The sequence below is a fragment of the Amycolatopsis anabasis genome (genome assembly GCF_009765355.1).
In the GTDB taxonomy this organism is placed as follows: domain Bacteria; phylum Actinomycetota; class Actinomycetes; order Mycobacteriales; family Pseudonocardiaceae; genus Amycolatopsis; species Amycolatopsis anabasis.
The window spans coordinates 1-23957 of sequence record NZ_VTHK01000042.1 but is presented as its reverse complement, the minus strand read 5'-3'; the positions used below and the strand labels follow the sequence as shown (position 1 = coordinate 23957).

Annotated in this window: 21 protein-coding genes; 10 read left to right on the top strand and 11 right to left on the bottom strand. The window is 70.3% G+C overall.

The window, feature by feature from the left end; translation table 11 throughout:
• Positions 1-2: 2 nt before the first annotated feature.
• Genes FXO23_RS37375 through FXO23_RS37365 form a run of 3 tightly spaced genes read left to right on the top strand, consistent with a single transcriptional unit; the run spans position 3 to position 3445 of the window.
• Positions 3-1532, top strand: coding sequence for a glycosyltransferase family 39 protein (locus tag FXO23_RS37375; RefSeq protein WP_158891212.1), 1530 nt, complete (start codon positions 3-5; stop codon positions 1530-1532).
• Between the two features lie 18 nt (positions 1533-1550).
• Complete coding sequence (locus FXO23_RS37370) at positions 1551-2822, top strand: sensor histidine kinase (RefSeq protein ID WP_158891210.1); 1272 nt, start codon at positions 1551-1553, stop codon at positions 2820-2822.
• Complete coding sequence (locus FXO23_RS37365; RefSeq protein ID WP_158891208.1) at positions 2819-3445, top strand: response regulator; 627 nt, start codon at positions 2819-2821, stop codon at positions 3443-3445. Before FXO23_RS37370 ends, FXO23_RS37365 begins: the two co-directional genes overlap by 4 nt.
• Here the strand turns inward: FXO23_RS37365 and coaE are convergent, their stop codons facing one another.
• The gene (gene coaE / locus FXO23_RS37360) at positions 3446-4636 is read right to left on the bottom strand and encodes a dephospho-CoA kinase (RefSeq protein WP_158891206.1); all 1191 of its coding nucleotides are present in this window, start codon (positions 4634-4636) and stop codon (positions 3446-3448) included.
• A gap of 186 nt (positions 4637-4822) precedes the next feature.
• Here coaE and FXO23_RS37355 point away from each other — a divergent pair, with 186 nt between their 5' ends.
• From FXO23_RS37355 to FXO23_RS37345, 3 genes are all read left to right on the top strand, one after another.
• A complete protein-coding gene (locus tag FXO23_RS37355; RefSeq protein WP_158891204.1) occupies positions 4823-5032 on the top strand; it encodes a hypothetical protein in 210 nt (69 codons plus the stop codon).
• Between the two features lie 4 nt (positions 5033-5036).
• Positions 5037-5393 (top strand): MmcQ/YjbR family DNA-binding protein, encoded by a 357-nt coding sequence (locus FXO23_RS37350; protein WP_158891202.1) that lies wholly within the window; start codon positions 5037-5039, stop codon positions 5391-5393.
• 181 nt (positions 5394-5574) lie between these two features.
• Positions 5575-6762 carry an acyl-CoA dehydrogenase family protein gene (locus FXO23_RS37345; RefSeq protein WP_158891319.1) on the top strand — a complete coding sequence of 396 codons (1188 nt, stop codon included), beginning with the start codon at positions 5575-5577 and terminating at the stop codon, positions 6760-6762.
• Between the two features lie 505 nt (positions 6763-7267).
• On the opposite strand, the gene FXO23_RS37340 is transcribed toward FXO23_RS37345, so the two are convergent.
• From FXO23_RS37340 to FXO23_RS37305, 8 genes are read right to left on the bottom strand one after another with little or no spacing between them, the layout of a single operon-like run.
• Positions 7268-8500, bottom strand: coding sequence for an MCE family protein (locus tag FXO23_RS37340; protein WP_158891200.1), 1233 nt, complete (start codon positions 8498-8500; stop codon positions 7268-7270).
• Positions 8500-9645 carry an MCE family protein gene (locus FXO23_RS37335; RefSeq protein ID WP_158891198.1) on the bottom strand — a complete coding sequence of 382 codons (1146 nt, stop codon included), beginning with the start codon at positions 9643-9645 and terminating at the stop codon, positions 8500-8502. The genes FXO23_RS37340 and FXO23_RS37335 overlap by 1 nt, the downstream gene beginning before the upstream one ends.
• Positions 9642-10856: an MCE family protein gene (locus FXO23_RS37330; RefSeq protein ID WP_158891196.1), complete on the bottom strand. Its 1215-nt coding sequence runs from the start codon at positions 10854-10856 to the stop codon at positions 9642-9644. Before FXO23_RS37330 ends, FXO23_RS37335 begins: the two co-directional genes overlap by 4 nt.
• Complete coding sequence (locus FXO23_RS37325) at positions 10853-11854, bottom strand: MCE family protein (protein WP_158891194.1); 1002 nt, start codon at positions 11852-11854, stop codon at positions 10853-10855. Before FXO23_RS37325 ends, FXO23_RS37330 begins: the two co-directional genes overlap by 4 nt.
• Positions 11851-12885, bottom strand: a complete 1035-nt coding sequence (locus FXO23_RS37320) for an MCE family protein (protein ID WP_158891192.1) — start codon at positions 12883-12885, stop codon at positions 11851-11853. The genes FXO23_RS37325 and FXO23_RS37320 overlap by 4 nt, the downstream gene beginning before the upstream one ends.
• Entirely contained in the window at positions 12882-14171 is a 1290-nt protein-coding gene (locus FXO23_RS37315) for an MCE family protein (RefSeq protein ID WP_158891190.1), read from the bottom strand. Before FXO23_RS37315 ends, FXO23_RS37320 begins: the two co-directional genes overlap by 4 nt.
• Positions 14168-15028: an MlaE family ABC transporter permease gene (locus FXO23_RS37310; protein WP_425484943.1), complete on the bottom strand. Its 861-nt coding sequence runs from the start codon at positions 15026-15028 to the stop codon at positions 14168-14170. The genes FXO23_RS37315 and FXO23_RS37310 overlap by 4 nt, the downstream gene beginning before the upstream one ends.
• A 3-nt stretch (positions 15029-15031) precedes the next feature.
• Entirely contained in the window at positions 15032-15829 is a 798-nt protein-coding gene (locus FXO23_RS37305; protein ID WP_158891188.1) for an MlaE family ABC transporter permease, read from the bottom strand.
• A gap of 182 nt (positions 15830-16011) precedes the next feature.
• Between FXO23_RS37305 and FXO23_RS37300 the strand changes: the two genes are divergently transcribed.
• Positions 16012-17025, top strand: coding sequence for a helix-turn-helix domain-containing protein (locus FXO23_RS37300; protein ID WP_158891186.1), 1014 nt, complete (start codon positions 16012-16014; stop codon positions 17023-17025).
• Between the two features lie 425 nt (positions 17026-17450).
• On the opposite strand, the gene FXO23_RS37295 is transcribed toward FXO23_RS37300, so the two are convergent.
• Positions 17451-19658, bottom strand: a complete 2208-nt coding sequence (locus FXO23_RS37295) for an acyl-CoA dehydrogenase family protein (protein WP_158891184.1) — start codon at positions 19656-19658, stop codon at positions 17451-17453.
• A gap of 117 nt (positions 19659-19775) precedes the next feature.
• On the opposite strand from FXO23_RS37295, the gene FXO23_RS37290 reads away from it, so the two are divergent.
• Positions 19776-20474, top strand: coding sequence for a TetR/AcrR family transcriptional regulator (locus FXO23_RS37290; protein ID WP_158891182.1), 699 nt, complete (start codon positions 19776-19778; stop codon positions 20472-20474).
• 9 nt (positions 20475-20483) lie between these two features.
• On the opposite strand, the gene FXO23_RS37285 is transcribed toward FXO23_RS37290, so the two are convergent.
• Entirely contained in the window at positions 20484-20693 is a 210-nt protein-coding gene (locus FXO23_RS37285) for a hypothetical protein (RefSeq protein ID WP_343034549.1), read from the bottom strand.
• A 167-nt stretch (positions 20694-20860) separates the two neighbouring features.
• Here FXO23_RS37285 and FXO23_RS37280 point away from each other — a divergent pair, with 167 nt between their 5' ends.
• A complete protein-coding gene (locus FXO23_RS37280) occupies positions 20861-22618 on the top strand; it encodes a protein-arginine deiminase family protein (RefSeq protein WP_158891180.1) in 1758 nt (585 codons plus the stop codon).
• Positions 22619-22814: 196 nt separating this feature from the next.
• A partial coding sequence (locus FXO23_RS37275) for a DUF222 domain-containing protein (protein ID WP_158891178.1) occupies positions 22815-23957 on the top strand: 1143 nt, incomplete at its 3' end.

Here is a 23957-nt window from a genome sequence, read left to right as displayed (position 1 = left end):
TCATGGCCACGATCAAGATCACCGAGAACCAAACGGCGCGAGCGCACGTCTCAGTTCCGGCTCTCGCTCGCGGCCCCGTTTTCGCGGTGGCCGGGGCGGTCGGGCTGCTGCTGTTCGTCCTCAGTGGCCGGTACGGCTACTTCGGCGACGAACTCTATTTTCTGGCGGCTGGTCGGCATCTTGCTTGGGGGTATGCCGACCAGCCCCCAGTCCTCCCGCTGCTCGCCCGCGCGATGGACACGCTCGCCCCCGGCTCGCTGACCGTGCTGCGGCTGCCCGCGATCCTGGTGACGGTCGCGGGCGTGGTCTTCGCCGCGATGATCGCCCGCGAACTGGGCGGACGCCGCCGGGCGCAACTCCTCACCGCCGGGGCGTACGCGGTGTGCGCCCAGTTCCTCGGCACCGGGCACTACCTCGCGACCTCGACCATCGACCCGTTCCTGTGGACCGTGCTGCTCTGGCTGCTCGCGCGCTGGATCCGGACCCGGTCCGACGGGCTGCTGATCTGGGCCGGGGTGGTCACCGGGGTTGCCCTCAACGTCAAGTTCCTCATCCTGGGTTTCTGGCTGGTCGCCGGGGTCTGCCTGCTGATCTTCGGTCCGCGGGACCTGCTGCGCCGCCCGGCGCTCTGGGCAGGCGCGGCGATCGCCCTGGCCGCGACCGTCCCCACCCTGATCTGGCAGGCGAACCACGGCTGGCCGCAACTGGAGATGGGCGAGGCGATCTCCAGCGAGGAAACCCAGGGCTGGATCGGCAGGCTGACCTTCCTCCCGGGCACGCTCGGGACCGCGGGCATCCTGGCCGGGGCGGTCCTGCTGTGCTACGGCGTGTGGCGGCTGCTCCGCTCGTCCGAGCTGCGGCCGTACCGCTTCCTCGGCTGGACCACGCTCGGCCTGGCCGCCGTGTTCCTCGCGGTCAGCGGCCGCTACTACTACCTGGCCGGGATGTTCGCCTTCTGCTGGGCGGCGGCCGCGGTCGAGATCGAACGCGGAAGCCCGGCGCGCTGGTGGCGCTGGGTGCCGACCTGGCCGGTGTACCTGCTCTCGCTGCTGATGCTGCCGGTGACGCTGCCGCTCTACCCGGCGTCCTGGATCGCGGGCAGACCGGACCTGCCGAGGCCGGTCTACGCCGCCGCCGAAATCGGCTGGCCGGAATCGGTGGATTCGGTGGCGGCCGCCTACCTCCGGCTGCCGGAGGCGCGACGCGCCCGGACCGCGATCATCACCCAGAAGTACTGGCTGGCCTCCGCGATCGACCACTACGGCCCGGCGAAGGGGCTGCCCGAACCGGCCAGCGGCAACCGCGGCTACTTCACCCTCACCCGCCCCCGCGACGACACCGACGCCGTGCTCTTCGTCGGCCGGGATCCGTCCCGGCTGGCCGGGCGCTTCGCGGACCTGCGGCCGGTGGGCACGGTCGACAACGGGCTCGGGGTGGACAACAGCACCCAGGGCACGCCGATCTGGCTGGCCACCGGGCGGCTCGAACCGTGGTCGTCGCTGTGGCCGCGGCTGCGCGATCTCGGGGCATGACCCGGAGATAATGACGCCATGCGCGAGCGGAGGAGGTCGGCCTTCTGGCCGTCGACGGATCCCTCCCCATGGGAACCGTGGGCCCTCCGGTTGGAGATCGCGACGCCGCACCTGCTCCTCGCGGTGTCGACCGCGCTCGTCCTGTTCGAACCGTCGCGCCCCGCCGAGCACCGCGCCGGATCGCTCGTGCTCGCCGGGGTCGCGTTCGCGTGGCTGCTCGCGACCGACACGCTGCCGGGGCCGCGCTGGCTGAACGATGCGCGGGCGCAGGCGTTCTCGTTCGCGGGTCTGCTGGCGATCGCGATCGCGCTCGTCGCCCGGGATCAGCTCTTCGTGGTCTTCCTGGTCGGCGGATTCCTGCACGCCATCCGGCTGAATCCGACGTGGATGATGTGGACCGGCCTGTCCGCGGTGTCGATCGCGCTCAACGTGACCTCGTTCGGCGGCATCCCGGCCGCGTTCACCGATCGGCCGTACCTGATGCTGGTCGTCATCGTGGTGCAGACATTGGCGATCGGGGGCGGTGCGGTGATGGCCGACCAACTCGTCGCGCAGAACGAAGGGCGGCGGCGGGCCAACCGGGAGCTGGAGGAGGCCCTGCGGGAGAACGCGGGCCTGCACCGGCAACTGCTCGCGCAGGCCCGCGAGGCCGGGATCCTCGACGAGCGGCAGCGGCTGAGCCGGGAGATCCACGACACGCTGGCGCAGGGGTTGACCGGGATCGTCACCCAGCTCGCGGCCGCCGAACAGGCCGCGGACGATCCGGCGGAACGGCGGCGGCACCTGGCCACCGCGTCCGCGCTGGCCCGGGAGAACCTGGCCGAGGCGCGGCGCTCGGTGCACGCGCTGCGGCCCGAGGCGCTGGATTCGGCCCGGCTGCCGGACGCCCTGCGCGGGGTGGCGCGGCGCTGGTCCGATCGGTGCGCGGTGCCGGTGGAGTTCGCCGAGACCGGCACCGCGCGGCCGCTGCACCCGGAGATCGAGGCGACCCTGCTGCGCGTCACCCAGGAAGCACTGTCCAATGTGGCCAAACACGCGCACGCGAGCCGCGCCGGGATCACACTGTCCTATATGGAGGATCAGGTGACACTCGACGTCCGCGACGACGGGACCGGTTTCGATCCGAACGCGCGGGCGGGTTCGAACCCGGGCGGCGGGTTCGGCCTGACCGGGATGCGGCACCGGGTGCAACGCCTGGCCGGGACCCTCGACATCGAATCCGAGCCGGGTGGGGGCACCGCCATCTCCGCCAGCGTGCCGGCCGTGGCGGCGGGAGACGAGACACGATGATCACCCTGCTCATCGCCGACGACCACCCGATCGTGCGGGACGGGCTGCGCGGCATCTTCACCGGCGACGCGGGTTTCCAGGTGCTGGGCGAGGCGGCCGACGGCGCCGAGGCGGTGACGCTGGCCGAGCGGCTGCGCCCGGACGTGGTGCTGATGGACCTGCGGATGCCGGGCACCGACGGGGTCACCGCGATCACCGAACTGGCGAAGCTGGGCAATCCGGCGCGCGTCCTGGTGCTGACCACCTACGACACCGATTCGGACGTGCTGCCCGCGATCGAGGCCGGGGCGACCGGGTACCTGCTCAAGGATTCGCCCCGGGAGGACCTGTTCCGCGCGGTCCGCGCCGCCGCGCGCGGTGAGGCGGTGCTCTCCCCCGCGGTGGCCAGCCGGATCATCGGCCAGATGCGCGCCCCGGTGCGGGAACCGTTGAGCCAGCGGGAGATCGAGGTGCTCGGCCTGGTCTCCCGGGGCTGCACCAACAAGGAGGCCGCGGCCCGGCTGTTCATCAGCGAGGCCACGGTGAAAACGCACCTGCTGCACGCCTACGCCAAGCTCGGCGTCAAGGACCGCGCCGCCGCCGTGGCCGTCGCCTTCGAGCGCGGCCTGCTCGGCGGGCGCTGATCAGCTGGGCGACCAGCCGGTCTTGGTGGCCCACTCCTCGGCCTGGTCGAAGATCGCGTTCACCCAGTGCTGCTTCTCGTTCGCGTAGGCGTCCACCGAACCGTCCGCCGCGTGCTCGCGCGCGAGCCGCCATTTGACCTCGGCGTAGGAGTCGCGCGCGGCGGGATGGGCGCGCAGGTACTCCGGGAAGAGCAGGGCCAGCCGCCAGGCCGGGGTCTCGGTGGACCGGACGTGCAGGTTGACCGGCCGTCCGGGGTCGCCGCCGAAGTGGAACCGCTTCGGCCAGACCGGCGCGCCCTCTTCCTGCGGATCGTCCCACCACTCCCCGCTCGCCCGGGGGAACCCGGCATCGGAGACGGCGTCCGCGAGGGCGTCCGCGTCGTCCAGGGTGGCCACGGTGAGCTGGAGGTCGACGATGTCCTTGGCGGGCAGGCCGGGCACCGAGGTCGAGCCGATGTGGTCGATCCGGAGCGCCTTGTCCCCGGCCACGGCCCGCAGGCGGGCGATCGCCCGGGCGGCCTGCGCGGGCCAGGTCTCGTCGTAGGGCGAGATCAGCGCGGATCGCGGGGCCCGCGGGCGGCGCAGCCGGACGTTCGCCTCGAACGGCACCAGCCGGTCGGCCCACAGCGCGTCGACCGCGGACAGCACGACGTCCTCGGGGCCGCCGTTGTCCAGCCACACGTCGGCGGCGGCGCGGCGCTGCTCCTCGGTGGCCTGCGCCGCGACGCGGGCGCGGGCGTCCGCCTCGGCCATCCCGCGGGCCTCGACCAGCCGGGCGACCCGGACGTCCACCGGGGCGTCCACCACGACCACCAGGTGGTAGTGCGGCGCGAGGCCGCCTTCGACCAGCAGGGGGAGGTCGTGCACGACGATCGCGTCCGGCGCGGCCTGCGCCATCAGCTCGGCGGTGCGGGCGCCGACCCGCGGGTGCACGATCGCGTTCAACCGGCGCCGGGACTCCTCGTCGGCGAACGCCCGGGCCGCGAGCGCCGCCCGGTCGAGCGCGCCCTCGGGGGTGAGGACGTCCTCCCCGAAGGCCGCGACCACCTCGGCCAGCCCTTCGGTGCCGGGTTCGACCACTTCACGGGCGATCCGGTCGGCGTCGATCAGCACGGCGCCGTGCTCGGCCAGCCGCGACGCGACCGTCGACTTACCCGCCCCGATGCCTCCGGTCAGCCCCACACGCAGCATGGGTGCATTCAACCAGCCGAAGATCGACCGGGCGCGGGCGGCGGCGCGGGTCATAACTCGTGGCGTTTTGCAAGATCATCGTGACGTGTTACTCAACCTTTATGGGTGACACGCCGGGAGCTTAACTCGACTTAGCGTCCTCATCGCATACCGTGCGCGGCGGGAAGGCGGCCAGACGGAGGAACGATGCCAGCCAGCAAGCACGTCGGGAGGCACCGGCTCGGTACGCCGGGGCTTGTGCACTGTGTCCGGCATCGACCCGTGGCCGTGGCCCTGGAGGAATACCGGCGCAACTGGCTGACCGCGCTGCTCGTGCCCGCCAAGCACAGCCTCGCCGGGCTCCGGCGCAAGGCCCGCGCGGCGGCGGTCGAACACGCCTGGGCCCCGGCCACCTGACCGGGTGACACCGGACGAGCTCCGGGCGGCCTGCCTCGCCCGGCGAGGCGCCCGCGAGGAGTTCCCCTTCCCCCGGTACCCCGAGCGCTCGGTGTTCAAGGTCGCGGGGAAGGTGTTCGCGATCAGTTCGCTCCGGCAGGAGCCGCTGCGGGTGAGCCTCAAATGCGATCCCGAACTCGCGGAGCAGTTGCGCGCCGCCTATCCCGCGATCGAACCGGGCTACCGGTTGAACAAGCGGCACTGGAACACCGTGCTGCTCGACGGTTCGCTCCCGGACGAGCTGGTGCGGGATCTGATCGAGGATTCCTACGATCTCATCGTCGCGGCACTGCCCCGCGCCCAGCGCGCGGCACTGGACTGACGCGGCCTGCCTATTTCCCATCGCCTGGACCCGCGTTGACCCCAGGTCGCCCGCGCGGTTTCATCCGAAGTGCGTTTCCCCGGCCGGGATTCTCCACCCGACAACCACTTTTCCAGTTCAGGGAGACCTCGTGACCACAGTCCAGGAAACCGCGACCACATCGGCGTGGTCCGACAAACCGTTGCCGCACAACGCCGAGCAGTGGATCGAACGGGCCGCCGAAGTGGCCGCGATTCTGCGCCGGGACGCGGTGGAGCGCGACCGCGCGGGCGCCACCCCGCTGGCCGAGGTGCGCCTGCTCAAGGACGCCGGGCTGGTGACCCTGCTCGGGCCGGTCGAGCACGGCGGCGCCGGGCAGCGCTGGGAAACCGCGTACCGGGTCATCCGCGAGGTCGCCGCCGGTGACGGCTCGATCGGCCAACTGCTCGGCTACCACTACCTCTGGGCGTGGGCGGCCCGCCTGGTGGGCACCGAAGCGCAGATCGCCGCGGTCGAGGAGCTGTACACGAAGAACACCTTCTTCTTCGGTGGTGCGGTGAATCCGCGGGACAACGACCTGGTGATCGCCGACGAGGGCGACCAGATTGTCTACAATGGACGGAAGAGCTTCTCCACCGGGTCGAAGGTTTCCGATCTGACCGTGCTGGAAGGTGTGCTCGACGGCACCGGGAAGCACATCTTCGCGATCGTGCCGTCCCAGCAGGAGGGCATCGTCTTCCACGACGACTGGGACAACCTCGGCCAGCGGCTCACCGAATCGGGCAGCGTCAGCGTCAACAACGTCCGGGTCGACTGGTCGGACGCGGCCGGCTACGTGGACAAGGAATTCGTCGAGCGCACCTACTCGACGCTGAACCTGCCGACCATCCAGCTCGTGTTCGCCAACTTCTACCTCGGCATCGCCCGTTCGGCGCTGGAGACGGCGACCGCCTACACCCGGGACCGCACCCGGCCCTGGCCCTACGGCGGCGACAACAAGGAGAGCGCCGCCGACGAGTGGTACATCCTCGACGCCTACGGCGATCTCCAGTCGAAACTGTGGGCCGCCGAAGAACTGGCGAACTCGGCGGGCGCGGAGCTCTCCGCGCTGTTGCACGCTCCCCGGGAGAACCTCACCCCCGAGGCACGCGGCCACGCCGCCGTCCGGATCGCCGCCGCCAAGCAGCGCGCGATCGACACCGGCCTGGAAATCGGCACCAAGATCTTCGAGGTGACCGGCGCCCGGGCCACCTCGAACAAGGTGGGCCTGGACATCTTCTGGCGCAACCTCCGCACCCATTCGCTGCACGACCCGGTCGCCTACAAACGCCGCGAAGTCGGCCGCTTCGCGCTCCTCGGCGAGCTTCCCGAACCCACCTGGTACACCTGAGCCATTCTGGTCACGGTGGGGTATGGCGGCGGGCAGGCCGCCATACCCCACCGGCGTTCAACGCCCGCGAGTTACACGTTCAGGCAGGCGAGTTACACGCTCGGGCACGCGAATTGCACGTTCAGGACCGCGAATTGCGCACTCGGCAACACTCCGCACCGCGCGCCGCCGCCGTGCTCGCCGGGAGCCCGGGCGCGGCATCCGCCTACCGAAACGGGCAACTCGGTAGCCCGAAACGGGGAACTCGCACGTCCGTAACGGGGAACTCGCGCGCGGCGGGCCTTAGCTGCCCGCGAGTCCCCCGTTCTGGTCGCGCGTGTCCCGCGTTTCGGTCGAGTGAGTTCCCCGTTCCGGAACACAGCCACCACGACACAGGGCGGCCACACTGGAAAACTCCACTGGGGGGCTTCGAAGCACCGCGCGGGAAGGCCTGCCGGGAAACCTGAACGTGCAACTCGCTTACCTGAGTGTGCAATTCGCTTGCCCGAACGGGGAACTCGCGGGCTCAGCGCAGGCCCAGCAGGGCGGCCAGGCCGGTGAGCAGGGGTGGGGCCGAGCCGAGGATTCCCGGCAGGGCCGGGGAGTCGGTGGCCGGTTGGCTGGCCGCGGGCACCGGCACGTCTCGCGGGACGCCGCCGTAGGGGGCGTTCTGGGCGCCGCGCACGCCGATCGGGCTGCCCGGCGGTTCGGCGCAGTAGGCGTTCCGGTTCGGTTCGGCGTCGGTGAGATCGGATCCGGGGCGGTGGCGGGTGCCTTCGTATCCCTTGGTGCACGACGGCGGGTTGAACGCGGTGAGCACCAGGCCGAGGTGGGCCGTGCCGTCGCCGGGGAGGGCCGACCGGCCGATCACCGGGAGGTACGGGTAGAGGATCAGGCCCTGTTCCAGGCCGTCCACCCGGGTCTTCAGGATCTGGGCCGTGGTGAGGAGGTTCGCGAACACCACCGAGAAGTCCGAACCGGACTGCGCCAGGATCTCGCTCGCCTGCCTGGCCAGCGGCGGGCTCGCGTTGACGAGGCGGCGCAGATCCGGATCCGAGGTCTTGAGCTGGGCGGCCAGGGCTCGCAGGTCGCCGCCGAACGTGGTGATCGGTTCGGCGAGGTCCCGTTGGGTGGCCAGCACGGTTCGCCCATCGGCCAGCAGCGATTTGGTCTGCGGCAAGTGCTCGATCGCGGTCGGCAGGAACGCGGCGGTCGCGTCCAGAATGCGTTGCAGTTCCGGGCCACTTCCCGAGAACGCCTTGTCCAGCTCGTCGACGACCGTGCGCAGCGAGTCGGTCGGCAGGCTGGTCAGGAGCGCGTCGGTGGTGGCGAGGAGTTGTTCGGGCCGGGGCGGCAGGGTGCTCTCCCGCTGCGCGATCCGATCCCCGTCACCGAGGAAGGGCGCGCCATCGGCCTCCGGCCGCAGGTCGAGGTACTGCTCCCCGATCGCGGACCGGTTGGCCACCACCGCCTTCGCCGAAGCGGGCACCCGGGGCGCGTCCGGATCCAGGTCGAGACGGGCCTCGACACCGGAGCCGGTGAGCCGGATCTCGGTCACCCGCCCGACGCTCACCCCGCGGTAGGTGACGTCCGCACCCGGGAAGATCCCGCCGCCCCGGGTGAGTTCCACCGAAACCAGGTACCCGCGATGTCCGAACAACCGGTCCAGCCCGGCGTACCGCCAGCCCGCGTATCCCACGCTCAGCACCGCGATCACGAAGAACACCGCGATCTGGATCCGGGTGCGCCGCAGCAACATCACGAACCTCCCAGCAGGCCACCGAGCAAGGTGCCGAGCAACCCGCCGTCCTGGCTCCCGCCCACGGGCGGCAGCGGGAGCGGCGGCGCGATCGGCGGCACCGCACCGGCCGGGTTCGGGGTCGGGGTGGTCCCGGGCAGCGGGATGACCGGATGCGGTGAACTGGTGATGTTCCCGAGGAGTTCGTCGAGTTTGAGGTCCGCCTTGATCTGACCGTTGACGTAGTCGCCTTTCACCGCGTCCAGCACCGAATCCGGCAACGGGTAGGTGAACAGCAGCTGCAACGATCGGGGCAGCGCGTCACCCGCCTCCGCGAGCTTGCGCAGCGTGGGCTCGACCGCGCGCAGATCGGCCACCAGATCGTCGCGGCTCTTCTCGACCGTGTCCACCGCGACCGCGGAGAGCCGGTCGAGGGCCTGCAGCATGCCGACGAGCTGATCGCGTTGCTCGGTGATCACCCGCATCCCCGGCGCCAGGTGGTCCAGCGCGCCCGCGATGGAATCGCGCTGCCCGGCCAGGGTGCCGGACAACCGCGCCACGCTGTCCAGCGCGCGGGTGATGTTCCCCTGCTGAGCGTCCAAAGTAGACGCCAAAGTGTGCACATCGGACAGCAGGGAGCGGATCCGGCCGGTGTTGCCGGACATCGCGGCGTTCAGTTCCTCGGTGATGGACTGGGCCTGCTCCAGGCCACCACCGCCCAGCAGCAGCGACAGCGCGCCGAGCACCTGCTCCACCTCGGTGCTCTTGGCGGTGCGATCCAGGCCGATCACCGCCCCGTCGGTCAGCGTGCCCCGGGGCGCCTGCCCGGCAGGCGGTGCCAGGTCGACGAACTTCTCCCCGAGCAGGCTCGACTGGCGCAACCGGCCGGTCGCGTTCGCCGGGAGCGTGACCGCGCGGTTGAGCGAAACCGTCACCGCGACGGTGTGGTTGTCGCGTTCCAGGGAGATGGCGTCCACGCGCCCGACCGGAACGTCGTTGACCTTGACCGCCGCCTGCGGCACCAGGTCCGCGACCTCGGCGAACAGCACCTTCACCTGGTACGGGTGCTCGCCGACGTCCGCGCCGCCGGGCAGCGTCAGATCGCGGACGCCACTGCACCCGGTGGCCGCCAGCGCCACCGCGCACCACACCAGCGACCACCTCACGGTCCACCACCTTCGGGCGGGGCGACGATCGTGGCGCCACCCGGGGTGTGCACCAGCGGCAGCGGCAACGGCGGCAGCTTGCCCGCCTGAATCGCGCCCAGGGTCTCCGCGACCGACGGCAGTTTGAGCGTGCCGTCCAGGATGGGCGCGACCTTCTCGCAGGCGTCGAACAGGAATTGGGGTACCTGTTCCGGCGCGCCCTGGCGCAGCAACTGGCACACCATGAGCACGGGCGGGCTGGTGAGTTCGTTGAGGTTCGCCCTGGCCTGCAGGGTGCCCGACGCCGGATCGTAGGAGTTGATCGAGTTCGCGGCGGCCAGCGGCGCCACGTCGAGGATCTCGGCGAGCGCGCCGCGCTGGTCGACCAGCGCCTGCGTGATCCCGGTCAACTTGTCTACATTGGACTGGATCTGGCCGCGGTTGGCCGCGAGGAAATCGTGCACCTCGGTCAGCGCGGTGGCGATCGATCCCATCGCCGCGCCCAGGTTCTCGCGCTCACCGGCGAGGAAACCGGTGACGTCGGCGAGCTGCCCGGACAGCCCGCGCAGTTGCGTGTCGCTTTCGGCCAGGGTCCGGCTGAACCGGGCCAGCCCGTCGACCGTGGCGAACAGATCACCCTTCGAGTTCTCCAGCGTCGCGGCCGCCTCGCCGAGCCGCGCGAGGGTGTCGCCGAGCCGCTGCCCGTTGCCGTCGAGCACCGCGGCCCCGGTGTTCAGCGCGCCGGAGAGCGCGCCCCGCGCGTTCGCCCCGTCGGGCCCGAGCGCGGCGGCGAGCCGTTCCAGGCTGCGGGTCATCTCGTCCAGTTCGACCGGGGTGGCGGTGCGGTCGCGCTGGATCGCGGTCCCCGACCGCAGCACCTCGCCGCCGGTGTAGACCGGGGTGAGCTGCACGTACCGGTCGCTGACCAGGGTCGGCGCGACGACGACCGCGCTCGCGTTCGCCGGGATCCGCACCCCGTCGTCGACGGTCATCTCGACCTTCACCTGGGGGCCCTGCGGTACGACCGCGTCGATCGTGCCGACCTTCATCCCGAGCACGCGCACGTCCGAACCCGGGTACACGCCGACCGCGTTGCCGAAATACGCGGTCACCGCGGTGCCGCCGCCCGCCCGGGTGAGCCACCACAGCGCGGTCGCCAGGACCAGCAGCGCGACGCAGGCGACCGCCGCGATCCGGTAGGCGGACAGTTCCGCTCTGGTCCGCGCGGTCATCGGTCCCCCAGGCAGCCGTGCGGGTTCATCGAGAGCGGTCCGAAGTTGACGTTCGGCGGCAGCAGCCCGCACAGGTAGACCTCCACCCAGCGCCCGTTGCCCAGCGCGTTGACGCCGGTGCGGGCCAGGGGCGCGAAGTTCCGCAGCCCCTCGGCGAGATTGTCCTGGTTGCGCTGCAACAGATCGGTGACCCGGCCCAGTTCGGTCAGCGCGGGTCCGACGCGGCCCCGGTTGTCCGCGACGACACCGCTGAGGTGACCGGCGAGGTTCCTGGTCGCGGTGAGTAACCGCCCGATGGCGTCCTTGCGGTACTGGATCTCCCCGAGCAGCGCCTGGCCGTCGGTGAGCAACCGCCGGAACTCGGCGTCCCGATCGGCCACCGTGGTGGTCACCTGGCTCGCGTTGCGCAGCAGGGTGGCGAGTTCGGTGTCGCGCGAGGAGATCGTCTTGGACAGCGCGGACAACCCGTCGAGGGCCTCCCGTACCGGCCCCGTGCTGCCGGCGAAGGTGTCCGAGATGACCTGGAAGCTCCGCGCCAGCTGGGCGCTGTCCAGCTGTCCCACCGAATTCGTCAGATCGTTGACCACCGAACCGAGGTCGTAGGGGACCCGGGTTCGCCCGCGGGGAATCGGTTCCGCCGGATCCTGCGGCGTGTCGCCCGCCGGGCTGAGCGAGACGTACTTCTGGCCCAGCAGGGTTTTGATCTCGATGGATGCGGTCGTCCGGTCGCCGATCGGCACGCCGGAAACGGTGAACTCGACCCGGATGTGGTCGCCTTCGAGCTCCACATCGGACACTTCGCCGACCTTCACGCCGGTGACCCGCACCTCCGCCTGATCGTCCAGGCCGGCGGCTTCGGCGAACTCGGCCGCGTAGGTGGTGCCGCCGCCGAGGAACGGCAGCTTGTCCGCGTTGAGCGCGGCCAGCACGGCGAGCGCGACCACCGCGGTGGACACCACTCCGAGCAGGGGCAGATTGCGTTCGCGGAAGGATTTCACGGGCGGCACCTCGGCGCGCTGGTGGTGGCGGGCAGGGGCAGGATCGGCAGGTTCACGTGGAAGGCGTTCAGCCCGATCTCCCCGGTGAACCCGCACAGGTAGAAGTTCAGCCAGCTTCCGTAGCTGCCCACCCGGGTCAGGATTCGGGCCTTCTCCGGGAGCGTGCGCAGGAACTGCTCCACCAGCGGCGCCGAATCGTTGAGGTTCCTGGCGAGCCCGCCGAGCGCGGTGATGCTCTCCTTGAGCGGGGTGCGGGCCTGGGCGAGCAGGCCGGACGTGCTGTCCGCCAGTTCCCCGAGTCCGCTCACCGCCTCGCCGATGGGTTCGCGCTGCTCGGCGAGTCCGGAGACGAGTGCCTGGGTCTGCGTGATCAGGCCGGAAAGCTCGGCGCTGCGCGAGTTCACCGTGTCCAGCACCCGGTTGAGGTTGTCGATCACCGCGCCGATCACCCGGTCCCGACCGGCCAAAGTGGACGTGAGCGACGCGGTGTGCGCGAGCACGCCGTCGATCGTGCCGCCCTCCCCCTGCAGGACCTGGATGATCTCCCCGGCGAGCTGGTTGACGTCGTTCGGTTTCAGGGTCTGGAAAAGAGGTTTGAAACCGTTGAACAGCTCGGTCAGGTTGATCGCGGGTTTCGTACGGGAAACCGGGATCGTGCCACCCGGTGCGAGCTCGCCGCCCGGTCGCGGCGCGTCCGAGTCGAGTGCCAGGTAGCGCTGGCCGATCAGGTTCCGGTACCGCAACGCGGCGGTCGCGTCGGCGGCGATGGGCCGGCCGTCCTCGATGCTGAACCGGACCTCGGCGTACCGCGGATCCGCCGTCCTGATGCCGGTGACCTTGCCCACCTTGACCCCGGACATCCGTACGTCGTCGCCTTCGTTGAGTCCCAGCACGTCGCTGAACTGCGCCCGGTAGTCCGTCGATGGTCCGAAATGGACGTTCGCGACGGTCACCCCGAGCAGACCGGTGAGGAAGAGCGTGACCGCGGCGAACACGGCCAGTTTGAGCACCGGCCCGGTGAGTCCCCTCATCGCACGGTCACCTCCGCCCCGCGGTAGAGCGGTCCGACCAGGAGGCTGCTCCAGCCGGGCACGTCCCGCGGCGGCACGCCGAGCCGGGGCGCCAGCAGCACGGCGATCAGGTCCCGTTCCGCGGGGGAATGCGCGAGCGATCCGGCCGAACCTCCGCCGCCCCCACCGGAAGGTTTGACGGCCGGTTTCGAGGCGCCGTCGGCGAAGGCGCCCTCGGGCGGGTAGGGCGGGGCCTTTTCGCCCGGCGCCGGGAGGTCGTAGCAGCGCGGGCCGCGGTGGTCGTCGTAGCGCGGGGTGTCCCGGCCGGGCAGGTACTGGCCGCGGCTGGAGGTGATCTCCATGGTGAACGAGAGCACCCCGGGATGGTCGGTGCCGCGTCCGGTGACGGCTTCGGCGAGGGGCACGGTGTCCGCGATCTGCCGCAGCAGGCAGGGGTACTCCGGCGCGTACCGGGCGAGCAGTTCCGCGGCCGGACGGCTGTCGGCGGCGAGCCGGATGACGTTCTCCTTGTTGGCGGCGACGAAGTTCGTCACGTCGATCGCCGCGGTGGTGACCGTGCCGAACAGGGTCTGCAAGGCGGTTCGCTGCCGCGCGATGGTCTGGCTGGTGGTGGTCAGATCGGACAGCGCGGCCAGCAGATCGGGTCCGGCGCGGTGGTAGAGGTCGGCCACCGGCGCGGTGTCGGCGAGCACGGCGGTGAGATCCGGGAGCGAGGGCAGGAGTTCGCGCAGGTAGCCGTCGAGCATGCCGAGCGTCTCGCCGAGCGTGCCACCCCGCCCGTGCAGCGCGGTCGACACGGCGTTCAACGTGGCGGACAGCTTCTCCGGCTGGACCGCCTGCAGCACCGGCATGAGGTCGTCGAGAACCTTCTCGGTCTCCACCGCGTTGCGGCTGCGGTCCTGGCCGATCACCGCGCCGTCGGTGAGCGTTCCAGCCGGTCGCTCGGGCACCTCCAGGGACACGAACCTTTCCCCGAAAAGGGTTTTGGGCAGGAAGCGAGCGGTGACATTCGCCGGGATCGCCGCCGCCTTGTCCGGCGCCAAGGCCAGGGACAACGTCGCGCGCTCCCCGTCCGATTCGATTCCGGCGACCTGCCCCACCACGACGTCGCGGACCTTCACGTCCGAACCGGGGCGCATCTGGTTGCCGATCCGGTCGGTCTGCACGGTCACCGCGACGAGCTGGGTGAACGCCTTGGTGTAGAGGGCGATCGTGAGCGCGAAGAAGGACGCCACGGCCGTCAGGAACGCGATCCCGAGCAGGTGGTAGCGGGCCCGGCGGATCATCCGGCGATCCTCACCGTGGTGTCGGCGCCCCAGATCGCCAGGCTGAGGAAGAAGTCGAGCACGGTCAGCGCGACGATCGAGGTGCGGACGGCGCGCCCCACCGCGACGCCGACCCCGGCCGGTCCCCCGTGGGCGCGGTAGCCGTAGTAGCAGTGGCCCATGATCACCACCAGGCTGAACACCAGCACCTTGCCGAACGACCAGAGCACGTCCTCCGGCGGCAGGAACAGGTTGAAGTAGTGGTCGTAGGTGCCCGCCGACTGGCCGTAGATCCACACGGTGATCTGGCGCGAGGCGAGGTAGGAGGTGAACAGGCCGATCACGTAGAGCGGCACCACCGCCGCCAATCCGGCGAGCACGCGCGTGGTGACCAGGTACGGCAGGCTGGGCACGCCCATCACCTCGAGCGCGTCGATCTCCTCGGAGATCCGCATCGCGCCCAGTTGCGCGGTGAATCCGCAGCCGACCGTCGCGGACAGCGCGAGCCCGGCCGAAAGCGGCGCGACCTCGCGAGTGTTGAAGTAGGCGGTGAAGAATCCGGTGAGCGCCCCGGTGCCGAGCTGGTTCAGCGCCGAATATCCCTGCAGGCCGACGATCGTCCCGGTGAACAGGGTCATCCCGATCATCACGCCGAGCGTGCCGCCGATGACCGCGAGCGCGCCGGTACCGAAGCTGACCTCCGCGAGCAGCCGCAGCACTTCCCGCAGGTACCGGTGCAGCGTCCGGGGAATCCAGGCGACGACCTTGCCGTAGAAGGCGAACTGGTGGCCCATGTCGGCGAGCGCGCCGCTGGGACCCGCCGCGAGTCGGCGGACTCGGTCGATGACAGGCGGCACCGGCGTTTTGGTTGTGTACACGGTTCACACCAACTTCGGTGGAACGAGCTGTAAATAGATCCCGGTGAGCACCGCGTTGATCAGGAACAGCACCAGGAAGGTGATCACCACCGACTGGTTGACCGCGTCCCCGACGCCTTTGGGGCCACCGCCCGGATTGAGCCCGCGATCCGCGGCGACGACCCCGGCGACCAGGCCGTAGAGCAGTGCCTTGATCGAGGAGATGCCCAGATCGGGCAGCTGGGCGAGCGCGCTGAAGCTGGCCAGGTAGGCGCCGGGGGTGCCGCCCTGCACCAGCACGTTGAACGCGTACCCGCCCGCGACGCCCACCACGCTGACCAGGCCGTTGAGCAGGACGGCCACCACCATCGCGGCGAGCACCCGGGGCACGATCAGCCGGTGAATCGGGTTCACACCCAGAACTTCCATCGCGTCGATTTCCTCGCGGATCTTGCGTGAACCGATGTCCGCGCACACCGCGCTGCCCCCGGCGCCCGCGACGAGGAGGGCGGTGACCAGCGGGCTCGCCTGCTGGATGATCGCCAGCGCGCTGGCCGCACCGGTGAACGACTGCGCGCCGATCTGCTGGGTCAGCGAACCCAGTTGCAGGGCGACGACCGCGCCGAACGGAATCGAGACCATCGCGGTGGGCAGGATCGTGACGCTGGCGAAGAACCAGGCCTGCTGCAGGAACTCCCGCACCTGGAACGGTCGCTGGGGAAGCGCGCGCAGGACGTCCAGGAAGAGCGCGGCCACCCGGCCGATCTGCCCGAACAGCGCGATCCCGGGGATGCGGGGTCCGGTGGTTCGCGTGCTCACCATCGACCCATCGACCGCCTCCCGAACCGCGCCGCTGCCGTGTCGTGTGAGCTAACTTACGTAGGGTTGCGCGCGCCCGCAGAGGACCGGAGTGCTCAACCGGCGGATACCGGAACGCTCACTCGATCGAGAAACATACATGCCAGTACGCATGTTAATATCGCCGCGGCGTCGAAGGAGGTCCCGTGTCGACCAGGATTCCCGAATGCCTCGTCAACGCCGTCGTGACCGGTGCGCGCCACGCACCGGTCGATCTGGGTCGACTGCTGAAATGCTCGGGACTCGCCACTTTCCCGCCGAGCGCCACCGATCGCGAAGGCATCTCGCGGCTGCTGCGCACCCTGAGCCGGGAACTCGACGACGATCTGTTCGGCCTGGCGCCGTGGCGGGTACCGCGCGGAGCGTTCGCCACGATGTGCCTCGGCGCGGTGCACGGCGGCGATCTCGGGAGCGCGCTGCGGCGGCTGTGCCGGTTCTACCGCCTGTTCCCCGGGCTGCCCGTGCCCCGGGTCATCCGGCACGCGCAGCTCGCGTCGTTCGTGGTGGAACTGCCGATGCACCAGAAGTACAGCCAGGTGCTGATCGAGGCCGCGCTCTTCGTCGTGCAGCAGTTCAGCGGCTGGCTGATCGGCCGACCGATTCCCTTGCACTCCTTGGAATTTCCGCATCCCGCGCCGCCGCCGGGGCAGGACTGCCGCCTGATCTCCGGTGTGCCGAAGCTCTTCCTCCGCGGCCGGGCCTGCCTGACCTTCGCCGCCGACGTGCTCGACGCGCCGGTCATCCGCACCGAACGCGATCTGCGGACCCTGCTCGCCGAAGCCCCGGCGAGCCTACTGCTCCCGATCGGACCGGCCCCGGCCCTCGCCGTCCAGGTGCGCGAACTGCTCCGGCGGAGCCTGCCCGACCGCCTCCCCTCCGCCGAGGCCATCGCCGCGCGGCTGATCCTCAGCCCGCCGACCTTCCGGCGCCGCCTGCACCAGGAAGGCACCAGCTACGCGGCGATCCGCGACACGCTGCTCCGGGAACTCGCGGTGACCGCGCTGACCGAGGAAGGGCAAACCGTGCGCCAGGTCGCCGCCCGCCTCGGCTACTCCGAACCCAGCGCCTTCCGCCGAGCCTTCCGCCGCTGGACCGGCCTGTCCCCCAACGCCTTCCGCCCCGCCCCGGTGCGCCCCGTCCCCGAACCCCGCAGCGCCTGACCCGGAGGCCGCCAAAAAAAATAGCAAGGGACCTTCGCTCCGGTTGAACGAGAGCGAGGGACCTTTACTACGGAAATACGTGAGCAAAGGTCCCTTCCTGCCGCCGCCGGGATCCGGGTCGGGGGCGGGGCCGGGGAGCGGGCGCCTGACCGCCGCCGAATACCGGACGCTGAATCAGCGGGGCACCACGAACTGACGGACGGCGGCGCGGGCGCGGTTCACCGAGATCATCCGGTGGTTCATGCGGGATCGCGAGCAAGGCGAGGAGCTCGATGTCGAACTCCTCGCCCAGCTGCTACTCAAGGGGATGGAAGAGGCGGGACGGCTGCGCTCGACGATCCGGAGCGCTACCCGCCGGAACGGCTCTCCCGGTTCGCGGCGACCCTGGCCGAGGGCTTCATCCTCTGCCACCCGCCGATCGAGAACTAGGCGACCGGGTCCCGCGGCAGTCCGAGCAGCCGCTCCCCGATCACGTTGAGCTGGATTTCCGTGGTGCCGCCGTAAATCGTCATCGCCCGGCTGGACAGCAGGTGGTCGATCCAGGTGCCGCTGGGCTGCCCGGGCGCCTCGAACACCCCGGCCGCGCCGAGCTCGTCCTGGCACAGCTCGGCGATCTTCTGGCCGAACCGCATGCCGAGGAACTTGCTCACGTTCGACGAGGTGCTGGTGTCCATTCCGGACAGTTGCTGGAGGATGGTCCGCGCGTGCAACGCCTCGATCGCCTGGTTCTCGCACACCAGTTCACCGAGCCGCTGGAGCAGGATCTCGCCGACCTCGCGGTCGCGGGCGAACGCGAGCAGGTCCTTCAGCGTCGCGTACAGCGCGTTGCCCTTGCCCAGCGCGACGCGCTCACTGGCCAGCGTCGCGCGGGCGACCGCCCAGCCCTGGTTCACCTCGCCGATCACGCAGTCGTCCGGTACGAACACGTCGTCCAGGAACACCTCGTTGAACAGCGCCGCGCCGGTGATCTCCTTCAGCGGCCGCACGGTGACGCCCGGCGCGGACATGTCGACCACGAAATAGGTGATCCCGTCGTGCTTGGGCACGTCCGGATCGGTGCGCGCCAGGCAGATCGCCCAGTCCGCCACCTGGGCGAGCGAGTTCCAGATCTTCTGCCCGGTCAGCCGCCAGCCGTCCTCGACCCGTTCCGCGCGCGTGCGCAGCGAGGCCAGATCGGAACCCGCGCCCGGTTCGCTGAACAGCTGGCACCAGAAGATCTCTCCGCGCAGCGTGGTCGCGACGAACCGCTGCTTCTGCTCCTCGGTGCCGAAGGTCGCGATCGGCGGCACCGCCCACGCGCCGAGCCCGAGTTCGGGCAGCTGGATCCCGGCTTCGCGCAGTTCCTGGTGGATGACGATCTGTTCCTCGGGACCGGCGGCCCGGCCCCACGGTTCGGGCAGATGCGGCTGCACCCAGCCGCCGTCGCCGAGCGGGGTGAGGCGTTCCTCGGGGTCGTCGATCGCGGCGATCTCGGCGAGTTCGGCCCGGATCCGTTCCCGCAGCGGTTCGGCCTCCGGCGACAGGTCGATCTCGATTTCCCGGCTCACCCCGGCCAGCGCCTGCCGCGCCACTTCGGCGGTCCAGCCGCGGCGGCCCCCGAGCACCCCGCGCAGGGTCAGCGCGCGCCGGTAGTACAGGTGCGCGTCGTGCTCCCAGGTGAAGCCGATGCCGCCGAGCACCTGGATGCAGTCCTGGGCGCAGGTGACCGCCGCTTCGGGCGCCGTCGCGGCGGCCGAAGCCACGGCGAACCCGGCGGTGTCCTCGCCCGCGGCGACCGCGCGGACCGCGTCCCAGACCAGCGCGCGGGCCTGCTCGAGCAGGATCGCCATCCCGGCGCACTTGTGCTTGACGCCCTGGAACTGCCCGATCGGCCGGCCGAACTGCTCGCGGACCTTGGCGTATTCGGCGGCGGTCGAAACGCACCAGGCGGCGACCCCGACCGCCTCGGCGGCGAACAGCACCGCCGCCAGTTGGCGGACCCGGTCGGTGGTCAGGCCGTCCAGCACGCGTTCGGCCGGGACGACGACCTCGGCGGCCGCGACCCCGGCCACCCGGCGGACGACGTCCACGCTGCTCGCCTCGGTGACGGTGACCTGATCGGCGTCGACCGCGATCCACTGCTCGCCCGCGTCGGTGCGCACGGGCAACACGAGGACGTCGGCGAGCACACCGCCCACCACCGGAGCCGTGGTGCCCTGGACCACGAGTCCCTGTGCGGTGCGCGTGCCGGACAGGCCGGGTTCCAGGCCGACCGCCGCGGTCACCGTGCCGTCGGTGAGGCCGGGAAGCAGTTCGGCGGCCGCCTTGCCGTCCGCCGCGACCAGTGCGGCCGCGGCGAGCACGGTCGGCAGGAACGGGCCCGGCGCACCGGCCCGGCCCAGGCCCTCCAGCACGACCGCGAGTTCGACCAGGGAGAAGCCCTGGCCACCGTGCTCCTCGGGCACGTGCAGGCCGAGCAGCCCCTGCTCGGCGAGGGCGGGCCAGAACTTCGGCATCCACTCGTTCTTCGCGTCCACCGCACCACGGATCGCCGCGGCGTCCAGGTGCCGTTCGGCGAACCCGCGCACCGAATCCGCGAGTGCCCGGTGCTCGTCGGCGAGGCCGATCCCCAGTTCGTAGCCGCTCGTGCCCATGTTCAACCTCTCGCAAGTAGCCGGTACACCACGTCTCACTAATTCGCGAGGTTCCCTGGCCCGGGCGCGCTTGTCAAGCGTCACCTCCGGACCGCCGTGCGCGGTAGGTTGCGTTCCGTGTCGGAACGAAAGAAAGGCGGCCGGGACGGCCGTGCCCTCCGCTGGGAGGGCCAGCGCGAACGCCGCCGCGCCGAGTTCGTGGCGGCCGCGATCGAGGCGATCGAGGAGCACGGGCCGGACGTGCTGACCGAGCAGATCGCCGCGCGGGCCGGGGTGCCCCGGCCGCGGCTCTACCGGCACTTCGACGACAAACTGGACCTCCGCCACGCCGTCTGCCGCCGGATCGTCGACCTGCTGGCGGCGGAACTGTCCCAGGTGTGGGCGGTCGAACGCACGCCGCTGGATCTGATCTCCTCAGCGGTGGAAACCGCCGTGCGCTGGCTGACCACCCACGACAAGCTCTACCGGTACGTCTCCCGCCAGGCCGCCGAGGATCCCGCGCACCCGCCCGCCATGACCGGCTTCAAGGACGCCTTCGCGGCCAACCTGAACGAGGTGTTCGGGAACTTCCTGCGCTCCGCCGACCTGCCGGCACGCGACATCGCCCCGTTCACCGCGGGACTGATCGCGTTCTCCGAGGCCGCGATCAACCGGTGGCTCCGGGATCCGGGCGAGATCACCGCCGACCGGTTCACCGCCGACCTCACGAAATGGCTCTGGACGCTGATCGACGGCACGCTGCGCGAACAGGGGATCCGGCTCGACCCCGATCAGCCGCTGGCGCTCGCCCTGGATCTGGGGCGGGTGAACTCCTGACCCGCCGGGTCAGGAGGCCTGGGCGAAGTACACGGTCTCTTCCACGACGCAGCCGCAGCCGCCCGCGAAGGTGTGGCACTCGATGACCAGGTCGTGGCGGACCACGGCGAGGTCGCCGCACGACAGGTCACTGCACTCCACCTGCTCGTCGGCGTGCAGGATGAGGGTGCCGTGGCAGTGATCGATGCCGCGGGTGCAGTGGATGCACTCCATGGTCATCCCTTCGCGGTAGTTCTCCTGACCGCCCCTTGTTAGCACCGGGGGCCGACAACCCCGGGCATTGGGGTCGGCGTGTCGCCGGATGTGTCGGGGTCCACCCGATGTCCACCCCGATCTCCTCCCGAAGACGGACGACCAGGTACCGCCACCTTCGTACTGTCCGGAAGATGAGGATCTGGGGAATCGTCACCGCGCTCGTCGTGGCCACCACTGGACCGTTCGTGGCTGCTGAAGCCTCCGGCGCACCGGAACTGCGCGGCGCCACGATCATGCTGCCCAATCTCGACGACGACCAGCGGCGATGCCGGGTCGAACCGGATGAGCTGGAGCAGGTCGGCACCGAGGTCGACCGGAAGTTGGCCGCCTGCAACGACGCCGCGGACGACCGGGTGAACGGGCCCGCCGACGAGGCCGATCTCGCGCGGGTCGGGGTCCGCGCGCGGCCGGGGCTCAGCGATCGGGCCAGCGGGGTGGTGCGGGTCGAGGCGCCCGCCCGGATCTTCGTGCGCCGGGACGGGGAATTCCGCTCCCTGGTTCCCGGGGACGGCACGCTGTCCGCGGCCGAGTTGCGTTCGGGGGTCGAACTGGCGGTGGAGGGGCGTGACATCGTGCGCGACCCGGCACGCTGGGACGGCTGGGTCACGGTGAGCCTGACCGTCGAGGATCGGGGCCGGCGGACCTCGGCCCGGCACCGGATGCGGGTGGCTCCCTTGTTGTTGCAGAACGATCTTCAGCGCGCGGAGACGGTGCTCGCGGGGCGGCCGGGTTCCGGGCCCGGCTCCCCTCCCGGCGGTCTTCAGCCGGGGTGGGTGCCGGGCGACTGGGATCGGTTCAGCTCGACGTTGAGCCGGGCGGCTCGAGCGGCCGGTGCGGAAACCCGGTTCATCCCGGGGACGCCGCGCGGGTGGACCGACGTGTGGTGGCAGGACCTGTTCGAACCGGCCGTCGCGAGCATGCCGACGCGGTGGGGTGTGCAGACCATGCGGGTCGCGATCCGCTCGGCGAACCTGTGGAACCTGCCCGGACCGGACGGGAAGCTCGAACGGACGTTGCGCCCGGCGGGCCGGTTGCTGTTCCGGGATCTGCGGGGGCCGGATGTGGCGGTGGTGCAGGAGTTCACCGATTCGGGCCGGGATATCGGCATCGATCTGCTCAACGCGACCGGGAACATCGAATCCCTGCCGCCGTATCGCGGGTACCCGCTGGGGCGGATCGTCTACGGATCGGGCGCCCCGGCCGGGAACCACCGGCGCCCGGATCCGGCGTTCGTCGGAATGCTGGCGGCACAGGGAAAGCAGCCGCCGCTGGTGATCGACACCTCGTGGCTGGCGGTCGGGCATGCCGACGAGACCCTGCACGTCGTGCGCGCCGACAACGCGCGAGGCTGGACGTTGCTCGTCGCGGATCCGCGGCTGGCCGAGGGATTGTTGCGCCAGGCCCGGGATCGCGGGGCGGGGTCGGCCCGGTTGTTCGCCGGTACCCGTGCCGAAGTGAAGCCGAGTGTGGACGAGGTGCTGGGGGATGCGCGGTTGCTGGCGGAGAACTCGGCGGCGGCGCGGCATATCGATGGGCAGATTTCCTCGCTGCTGGCGGAGACCGGGCTTCGGGCGGACGAGCTGGTGCGGGTGCCGGTGTTGTTCCGGAAGTATGGGGAGTTGCCGGTTTATTACGCGTACACTCCGGGGATTCCGAACGGGATCTCGTTGAGCGAGGAACGGTTCGCGGCGCCGGATCCGCATGGGGTGGTCGTCGGTGGGCGGGATTTGTTCCGGGAGGCGGCGGAGGTCGAGTTGAGGCGGGTCCGGGTTCGAGTGGATTGGGTGGAGGATTTCTCCTGGGCGCATTTGGGGGGTGGGGAGGTGCATTGTACGACCAATGCTTGGCGCGAAGTTGGGTATGCTTCTTCGTGGTGGAGTTTTGGGTGATGGTTGCCGGATCGGGGAGTTGGGTTGGGTTTCAGGCACGCCTTCGGCGCGCCGTGGGAAACTGTCGCTCCACGGGTCGATTCCCGTCGTTGGTCACCAGCGACAGTTCCCCACGGAATGGGCATCTTTGGTTGCGCTGGCAGCCGTGCCCGATTCACCCATTCGGGATGGGTGTTGATCTTCCGTTTTCGATAAAATGGGAGACGTGGAAACAAACACCAGACTTGCAGACCTGAAAGACATTATTCAATCGGAAGGGGAGGTGATCGCGCAGGCGCAGGCCCGTCAGTTGAGAGCCATTGCGGAACTGGACAACCTGCAAGGAAGATCCCGCGGTGTGCCCGTCGAAGTCGCCTGGATACTGAAACTGACCGAGCACAAGGCGGCGAAGAAGGTAGCGCTCGCACGGACGCTCACCACACGGCTGCCTGAGACCTTGAAGGCCATGGAGGGCGGGGTGATCGACGAAGAGAAAGCCGCCAAGATCGCCGACCCCACGGCATACTTGAGCGACGAGAAAGCCCGCGAAGTCGATGCCATCATGGCCAGCCGGTTGCAAGGCAAGAACCCGTCCTCACTGCGCAAGATGGCGAACTACTGGATCGCCAAGATCGACAAGGCGGGCTATGAAACTCGATGCAAAGCCAGGCGCGCTGACCGGCAACTGCAATTGATCCACCAAGACCATGGCATGTCCACTCTGGTCGCGGACGTGCCGGTGGAAAAGGGCAGCGCCGCCTACCACAGCATCGACCGCGAAGCCCGCAAACGCAAAACCAAGGACGACCCGCGCACCCTGGACCAGTTACGCGCCGACATCCTGATCGAACGCTGCCTCGGCACCACCCACAGCGACCCCAAAGCCGACATCTTCGTGTATGTCGACCTCACCACCCTGACCGGTTTGAACAGCGACCCCGCACAGCTGGCCGGATACGGCCCCATCCCCGCCACCATCGCCCGCGACATCGCCCACAGCAAAAACTCCACCTGGCGCCGAATCGTCACCGACCCCATCACCGGGCTCCCCGCCGACATCGGCCGCACCCGCTACCGCCCACCCACCGCCCTCGACCGCTACATCCGGATACGCGACCGCGAATGCCGAGCACCAGGTTGCAACCGACCCACCCAGGCAGGCGACATCGACCACACCCAAGACTGGGCCCAAGGCGGAAACACCGACAAAACCAACCTCGGCGGCTGGTGCGAACGACACCACTACCTCAAAGACCAACCCGGCTGGCAATTCGAACCAAAACCCAACGGCACCATCACCATCACCACCCCCACCGGCGGCACCTACACCAGCCAACCCGAACCACTCCACGAACCCCGG

Excerpts from the sequence above, each read along its gene's own strand:
- FXO23_RS37375 (WP_158891212.1), top strand. The coding sequence starts at position 3 with ATGGCCACGATCAAGATCACCGAGAACCAAACGGCGCGAGCGCACGTC.
- FXO23_RS37370 (WP_158891210.1), top strand. The coding sequence starts at position 1,551 with ATGCGCGAGCGGAGGAGGTCGGCCTTCTGGCCGTCGACGGATCCCTCC.
- FXO23_RS37365 (WP_158891208.1), top strand. The coding sequence starts at position 2,819 with ATGATCACCCTGCTCATCGCCGACGACCACCCGATCGTGCGGGACGGG.
- coaE (WP_158891206.1), bottom strand. The coding sequence starts at position 4,636 with ATGCTGCGTGTGGGGCTGACCGGAGGCATCGGGGCGGGTAAGTCGACG.
- FXO23_RS37355 (WP_158891204.1), top strand. The coding sequence starts at position 4,823 with ATGCCAGCCAGCAAGCACGTCGGGAGGCACCGGCTCGGTACGCCGGGG.
- FXO23_RS37340 (WP_158891200.1), bottom strand. The coding sequence starts at position 8,500 with ATGTTGCTGCGGCGCACCCGGATCCAGATCGCGGTGTTCTTCGTGATC.
- FXO23_RS37330 (WP_158891196.1), bottom strand. The coding sequence starts at position 10,856 with ATGACCGCGCGGACCAGAGCGGAACTGTCCGCCTACCGGATCGCGGCG.
- FXO23_RS37320 (WP_158891192.1), bottom strand. The coding sequence starts at position 12,885 with ATGAGGGGACTCACCGGGCCGGTGCTCAAACTGGCCGTGTTCGCCGCG.
- FXO23_RS37315 (WP_158891190.1), bottom strand. The coding sequence starts at position 14,171 with ATGATCCGCCGGGCCCGCTACCACCTGCTCGGGATCGCGTTCCTGACG.
- FXO23_RS37305 (WP_158891188.1), bottom strand. The coding sequence starts at position 15,829 with ATGGTGAGCACGCGAACCACCGGACCCCGCATCCCCGGGATCGCGCTG.
- FXO23_RS37295 (WP_158891184.1), bottom strand. The coding sequence starts at position 19,658 with ATGGGCACGAGCGGCTACGAACTGGGGATCGGCCTCGCCGACGAGCAC.
- FXO23_RS37285 (WP_343034549.1), bottom strand. The coding sequence starts at position 20,693 with ATGACCATGGAGTGCATCCACTGCACCCGCGGCATCGATCACTGCCAC.
- FXO23_RS37280 (WP_158891180.1), top strand. The coding sequence starts at position 20,861 with ATGAGGATCTGGGGAATCGTCACCGCGCTCGTCGTGGCCACCACTGGA.